This window comes from Algoriphagus hitonicola, assembly GCF_900113375.1.
GTDB lineage: Bacteria > Bacteroidota > Bacteroidia > Cytophagales > Cyclobacteriaceae > Algoriphagus > Algoriphagus hitonicola.
The window spans coordinates 86,551-93,220 of the sequence record NZ_FOPC01000015.1; the positions used below are offsets into that span (position 1 = coordinate 86,551).

Annotated in this window: 4 protein-coding genes and 1 tRNA gene; 2 read left to right on the forward strand and 3 right to left on the reverse strand. The window is 43.5% G+C overall.

The features are described from left to right. Position 1 precedes the first annotated feature (1 nt). The 3 genes from nrfD to BM043_RS17200 are packed head-to-tail and all read right to left on the reverse strand — an operon-like array spanning position 2 to position 5,774. Positions 2-1,366 (reverse strand): NrfD/PsrC family molybdoenzyme membrane anchor subunit, encoded by a 1,365-nt coding sequence (gene nrfD / locus BM043_RS17190; protein ID WP_092793917.1) that lies wholly within the window; start codon positions 1,364-1,366, stop codon positions 2-4. A gap of 17 nt (positions 1,367-1,383) precedes the next feature. Beyond that, positions 1,384-4,476, reverse strand: coding sequence for a TAT-variant-translocated molybdopterin oxidoreductase (locus BM043_RS17195; protein ID WP_092793919.1), 3,093 nt, complete (start codon positions 4,474-4,476; stop codon positions 1,384-1,386). A 35-nt stretch (positions 4,477-4,511) separates the two neighbouring features. Further along, entirely contained in the window at positions 4,512-5,774 is a 1,263-nt protein-coding gene (locus tag BM043_RS17200; protein WP_092793920.1) for a c-type cytochrome, read from the reverse strand. Positions 5,775-6,139: 365 nt separating this feature from the next. On the opposite strand from BM043_RS17200, the gene BM043_RS17205 reads away from it, so the two are divergent. Then, positions 6,140-6,210, forward strand: a tRNA-Cys gene (locus BM043_RS17205). 190 nt (positions 6,211-6,400) lie between these two features. Further along, positions 6,401-6,670, forward strand: a 270-nt coding sequence (locus tag BM043_RS17210) for a transposase (protein ID WP_143189568.1), incomplete at its 3' end; no start/stop codon positions are given.

Sequence of the window (6,670 nt, forward strand, 5' to 3'; positions counted from 1 at the left end):
ATTATTTAGCCACTTTTTCAGATGAAGACTTCAATACAGATTTCACCTCAGCCATGTTGATCACAGGGAAAAACTTCGCAAACAAAAAGAATAAGGTGAAGAACAAACCGAACGTGAAGAGATAAACCCCCACATCAGCCCAAGTTGGGTAAAACATCGCCCAAGAAGAAGGAAGATAATCTCGGTGAAGAGAAGTCACGATAATTACAAATCGCTCAAACCACATCCCGATATTCACTACTAGTGAAAGTAAGAACGTCGCTACGATAGAAGTTCGGATTTTCTTAAACCAGAACAACTGAGGAGAAATAACATTACAAGTCATCATAGACCAATAAGCCCACCAGTAAGGTCCTGTAGCTCGGTTGATAAAGGCATATTGCTCTGCTTCCACTCCTGAATACCATGCGATGAAGAATTCGGTAATGTAGGCAATACCCACAATCGAGCCTGTGATAATGATCACAATATTCATCAACTCAATATGTCCAATCGTGATATAATCTTCCAGTTTGAAAACTTTACGGGTAATGATCATCAGCGTCAAAACCATTGCAAAACCAGAGAAAATCGCTCCCGCAACGAAGTACGGAGGGAAAATCGTGGTGTGCCAGCCTGGTATCACCGAAGTGGCAAAATCAAAGGATACAATCGTGTGAACCGAAAGTACCAATGGCGTTGCAAGACCTGCTAAAATCAAGGAAACCGATTCATAACGCATCCAGGTTTTGGCAGCTCCATCCCAACCAAAGGAAAGCGCACCATAGATCACCTTTCTCAAACCGGTCGCACGATCTCGGATCGTAGCAAAATCAGGGATCAACCCGATATACCAGAATACTAGCGAAACTGAGAAATAAGTAGAGATCGCAAATACGTCCCAAAGCAATGGAGAGTTGAAGTTAACCCAAAGCGAACCGAAGGTGTTGGGTAGCGGAAGGGCCCAGTAAGCACCAAGCCAAGGTCTACCCATGTGGATCACTGGGAACATCGCCGCACAGATAACCGCAAAAATAGTCATCGCTTCAGCAGCTCGGTTAATGGATGTTCTCCACTTTTGTCTGAAAAGCAACAAAACAGCCGAGATCAAGGTACCGGCATGACCGATACCAACCCACCAAACGAAATTGGTGATATCCCAAGCCCAACCGATTGTTTTATTTAAACCCCACATTCCAATACCTTCCCAGAGCGTCGCGATAAGCGCGATGGATCCTAAAGCTAGGACGCCTGCTGCTGTCAGAAAGGCCAAAAGCCAACCCACGGAGGGCTTGCCTTCTACCTGTCGGGCCACGTCGTGGGTCACATCATGGTAGGTTTTACCACCTGTGACTAAGGGTTGACGTACGGATGAAGTAACCTGCATAGTTTATAAAATTATGATTACGCTTCGTTTTTATCTTTATTTCTAATTTTGGTAAAGTACCAAACGTTAGGGCTAACGTTGATCTCTTCCAATACATGGTATGCTCGCTCTTCATTCACTTCTTTCAAGGCTGAAGTTGAATTTTCCTCGATTTTCAAGAGCTGAGATACTTTACTGTTTGGATCATTCATATCTCCAAAGACCAACGCATCGGTAGGACAAGCCACTGCACAAGCCACGTTGATTTCACCATCCTGAATCTTGCGCTTTTCACGCTTGGCAGTCAGTTTTCCGGCTTGAATTCGCTGTACGCACATGGAGCATTTTTCCATTACACCACGAACCCGTACCGTTACATCAGGATTCAAGACCATTTTACCCAAATCATCGTTTTGAGCGACATTGACTCCGGCAAAATCCTTGTTATCGTGATATTTAAACCAGTTGAATCGACGCACTTTATACGGGCAGTTATTTGCACAATATCGAGTACCGATACATCTGTTGTAAGTCATTTGGTTCAAACCCTCTGAAGAGTGCGTGGTCGCTGCCACCGGACATACCGTCTCGCATGGGGCATTGTTACACTGCTGACACATCATCGGCTGGAAAGTAACTTCTGGATTTTGAGAAGCGACCTCCATTCCATCCAAATCATCCGCAGGAGCATCAGATGAATAGTAACGGTCGATTCGAATCCAGGCCATTTCTCTTCTGTTCAAGACTTCCTGCTTTCCGACTACAGCCACGTTGTTTTCAGCTTGACAAGCAACCGAACAAGCAGAACATCCGATACAGGAGTTCATATCGATGGCTAAGCCCCAGTGATGCTGGGAATATTGATGGCCTTTCCAAAGGGAAATTTTGGAAGGCTTGACAAATTCTCCGTCTTTGTAGATTTCAGGCTTATATCTACCTGCAGAAGCATCTTGCTTGTAATCTGCCAGTGTAGCTTCTTGGATGACGTTTTCACGTCCCATAAAAGTCTGATGAGTCTGTGTTCGGGCGATTTTATAAGAATCTCCAGTTACCTGAACCTCCACTCCTGAAGTCACTTCAAAATTAACGAAGCCTTTGCTGCTATCAAGCAAGTCATAAGCGTTAACACCTACTCCATTGGCTACTCTTCCACCTTTGGTTCGTCCATAGCCCAAAGCAAATCCAAATGTACCTTCTGCTTGCCCCGGCTGGATCAAAACTGGAAGTGTAAGTGATTTACCATTGACTGAAATGGTAGCTTTCTGTGTATTTTCCTCCACCATGGAAATCCCATTATCGGTAGCCCATTTTTGAGATACTGTCAAATAATTGTCCCAAGTAGCTTTGGTGATCGGATCAGGCATTTCCTGAAGCCAAGGGTTGTTGGCAAAGGTTCCGTTGCCAATTCCAACTTTGGAATAAATAATCAACTCAGCACCTGAATTATCAGCAGAGTAAGCTGCTGTTACAGCAGAAGCCGCTGCAGAAACATCACCTATAGCCACAATCGAAGTAGCTTCGGTTTCAGCTTGAGCCGCATTTACTACACCATTATATAGGGAGCGATCCCAGAATTCCTGGAAAGGAGTATCCTGACCGAGAGTAGCATATAGCGTTTCTCTCCAGGTTTGTTGCAAAAAGTCATAATAACCAGTCTCACTGCCCGCCCAAGTCAAGAATGAATCTTGTGCCTGTCGGGTATCAAATAATGGAGAAATAGTCGGCTGCGCCAAAGAGAAATGCCCAGCTTTTGGCTGGAAGTCATTCCAAGACTCCAAGAAATGATGATCTGGCGCTTGAACTTGTACCAAAGAAGCGGTCTCATCAGGAGTGCCATTGGTGGAAATACTTACGCGTGCATTGGCAATGCCTTCTGCGATTTCGGCGCCACGAGGATGATCATAAACTGGATTACAGTTATGGAAAATCACGGCGCCAATTTGACCACCTTTCAATTCATCCACAAACTGGTTCATTCTCGAATCATCACCTCTTCTAAAGAATACAGGAGCAGAAAAATCAACAGTCGCTCCGTTATTTCCAAGGAGTTCATTAATAGCATTGATTACGACCTGAACATTGGGGTCATTCGAACCAGAAACTACAAGAGAAGCACCTCTGGAAGCCCAAAGATCATTCGCTGCTTTTTCGAGGTTTGCTACTTCAACAGCAGGGGAAGAAACACGAGTGGCTCCAGCTTTTCCTGCGATCATATTATAAAGTGCCAAAACAGCCAATCCGCTTTGAGAAGCTTTAATCGGCGTACGGTAATCAGCATTTGCACCTGTCATGGACAGATTGGACTCAAACTGATAATGCCGTGACATCTCAGGATTCTCTTTGCTGATTTTACGGGTTTTTCCGTATTGGCCAGCAAATTCAATTGGAGAAATCCATGTTCCCAAGAAATCCGCTCCAAAAGAAACGATGGTCTTGGCTTTGTCGAAATAATAAGAAGGAATTACGCTTTGACCATAATAGGTTTCGGCGGCTTTTTTAATACCGTAATTGGAAAGCGGATCGTACATGATCACTTCCACATCTCCAAAAGCAGCTGTAAATTGCTCAATTACTTTTTCAGTAGATGGGGACAAAATAGTGTTGGACACAATTTTGATCGATCCAGCTCCGGCAAGACTTGATTTCACCTGTGCGTCTACTGTGGCCCAATCGGATTTTTCACCATTAAGAGCAGGACCAGTCAGACGATGTTTGTCGTAAAGCGAAAGCACAGATGCTTCCACGATGGCATTTACTTTTCCTTTATTAATAGGAGAAAGTTCATTTCCGTCTATTTTGATCGGTCTCCCTTCACGGGTTTTCACCACTACAGCAGCATAATCACCGCCTGAAGCAAACGTAGAAGCGTAATAATTAGGAATAGAAGGGTTGATATCTACCGGCTTGTTCACATAAGGAATAGCCTTTCTAACCGGAGCCTCACAAGCAGCCAAAGAAGCTGCTGCTAAGCTAAATCCCATCAGTTTCAGAAAATCTCTTCTGGAAGCACTGCCATCCTCGCCCAATGCGGAAGGAAGCTCGGGGAATTCCCTGTCGGCATGCTTTACAAACTCTGGATCGTTGTTGAGCTGCTCTAGCCCTTTCCAGTATGTTTTTTTAGTTTCCTTCATTTTATGATCTAGGAATGAATTTTCGAATTGATAAATTAATAGTGGCACTTAGCACATTCGAGCCCGCCAATGTCCTTAACTTTTAAGGCATCCTTGGAATCGGAGTGTAACTGAACCAACTTATCGTAATATTCATTGCCATCTGCGGCAATTTCAGTCTGTCTGTGACAATCAATACACCAGCCCATAGTCAATGAAGAGTGCTGATATACTACCTCCATTTCTTCGATAGGACCATGGCAAGTCTGACATTCAATCTCACCGACTTTTACGTGTTGAGAGTGATTGAAATAAGCCAGGTCGGGAAGGTTGTGAACCCGTACCCATTCGATAGGTTTGTTATTGTCTACAGCGTCGTAAATTTTTTGAATTTCTGGAGAAATCCCCTCTTTGCCTTCTACATTCTGAACATGCGTGTGGCAGTTCATACAAATATTAGCGGAAGGAATGTTGGCTGATTTGCCGATTTCCACACCGGTATGGCAATATTGACACTCAATCTCTAGTGTACCGGCATGAAGTGCGTGAGAATACGCAATCGGCTGAGTTGGCGCATATCCTTGCTGAATACCTACCCCATATAATCCGTCTATAGCAGTTTTGGCCACCAAAGCAATCACTATGGCGGTTACGATAATGATGAACCCATCACTTTTCAGAACTTTTCCGATATCAAATTTCTGAGAGACAAACTCTTTGTCATCCTCGGGAAGATCCTGCTTGTTGATGTACTTGGTCAGGACAGAAATAATCAAACCCAATACGATCAAAATCAGCAACAAGACAATCACCAACACCACTACGATTATGGTTAGGTATTCGGTAGGAATTCCTCCCCCTCCACCGGAAACTTCTCCACCTTCACCACCGGCCGAAGCCTCAGCAGCAGGATCTACTTTGTCTCCATACTCGATATAGGAGAGCAAATTGTCAAGATCAGTGTCCGTTAGAAAAGTATGAGGAGGCATTTGCAAATTGCCATATTCCTCATAGAGGTCATTGGCATAATCATCACCTGATGCAATCACCTCTTGTGAATTGACAATAAATCGCTTGGCCCATTCAATGGACTGCCGATCAGTGATACCTCTCAGGGCTGGACCAACTGCCTTCTGATCCAATTTGTGACAGGTTTTACAGTTTGCGTTGAAAACTGTCTTTCCCGCTGAAATAGCTTCTTCACTTTCTGAGACCGCCGGATCCGCAGCAAAAACCTGCGTTCCGATCAGAAAGAAAAATAGCACTGCCAGCGTGTGGAAATTCCATCGAACCCCTACTAACGAGCGTTTGGATAACATATTATAGCTAATTAAATAGTTTAACCGGTTTTAAATAACCCTTGCAAAGGTAGTACCCGGGGTTTATTTTTCAAACAAGATTTGAAACCTCATTATTCACTTTAATCCGCTATAATTAATGAATCAAAATACTGATTTACAGTTATTTAAAGTGTTTTCGAAAAAGGATTCACAATTTAGAATCTTTATAAATAAATAGTAAAAAAGCCCATTTTCAAAGAGTCCAAAAAAACAACAAATACCGCATTTATTTTTCAAGCAAATCCCTCTATTCTTTTCCTCAATCAATCACTTTTCAAAATATTTCCTTTACTGTCTTTTGTACCGATAAGTTTAATGTCTACATTTGCATTCCGATTTAAAAAGGTCGCGTGGCCGAGTGGCTAGGCAGAGGTCTGCAAAACCTTGTACAGCGGTTCGAATCCGCTCGCGACCTCTACATAAAAGCATCCTGAAAAGGGTGCTTTTTCTTTTTCACCCATACCCACCACTAAACCCTTGTACAACTGTTTGAACCTGCCTGCCGAAGGTAGGTCCGCTCGCGACCTCTACATAAAAGCATTCTGAAAAGGGTGGATCTGCTACATTTGATTGGACAGTAAGTTAAGCCCCTTAACTTAGAACCAATGAAAGAAGGAACAAGAAGAAGTTTTGACAAGGAATTCAAGAAGATGGTTGTCCAGCTTCACAAGAGTGGTAAATCATCGAATGAGATTGGCAGAGAATTGGGTATTCCCGGAGACATGGTTCGCCGTTGGAGTAGAGAGTATGAGTCCAGTGGAGATCAGAGTTTTGCAGGTAATGGCAAGCCGATTCTGAGTGCGGAACAGCGGGAAATAGCCGAATTGAAGAAAGCCTTGAAAGAGGCCCAAATCGAACGGGACATTTTAAAAAAG

What these genes read in the sequence shown, in the direction of transcription:
- BM043_RS17195 (WP_092793919.1), bottom strand. Translation starts at nt 4,476, where the DNA reads ATGAAGGAAACTAAAAAAACATACTGGAAAGGGCTAGAGCAGCTCAAC.
- nrfD (WP_092793917.1), bottom strand. Translation starts at nt 1,366, where the DNA reads ATGCAGGTTACTTCATCCGTACGTCAACCCTTAGTCACAGGTGGTAAA.
- BM043_RS17200 (WP_092793920.1), bottom strand. Translation starts at nt 5,774, where the DNA reads ATGTTATCCAAACGCTCGTTAGTAGGGGTTCGATGGAATTTCCACACG.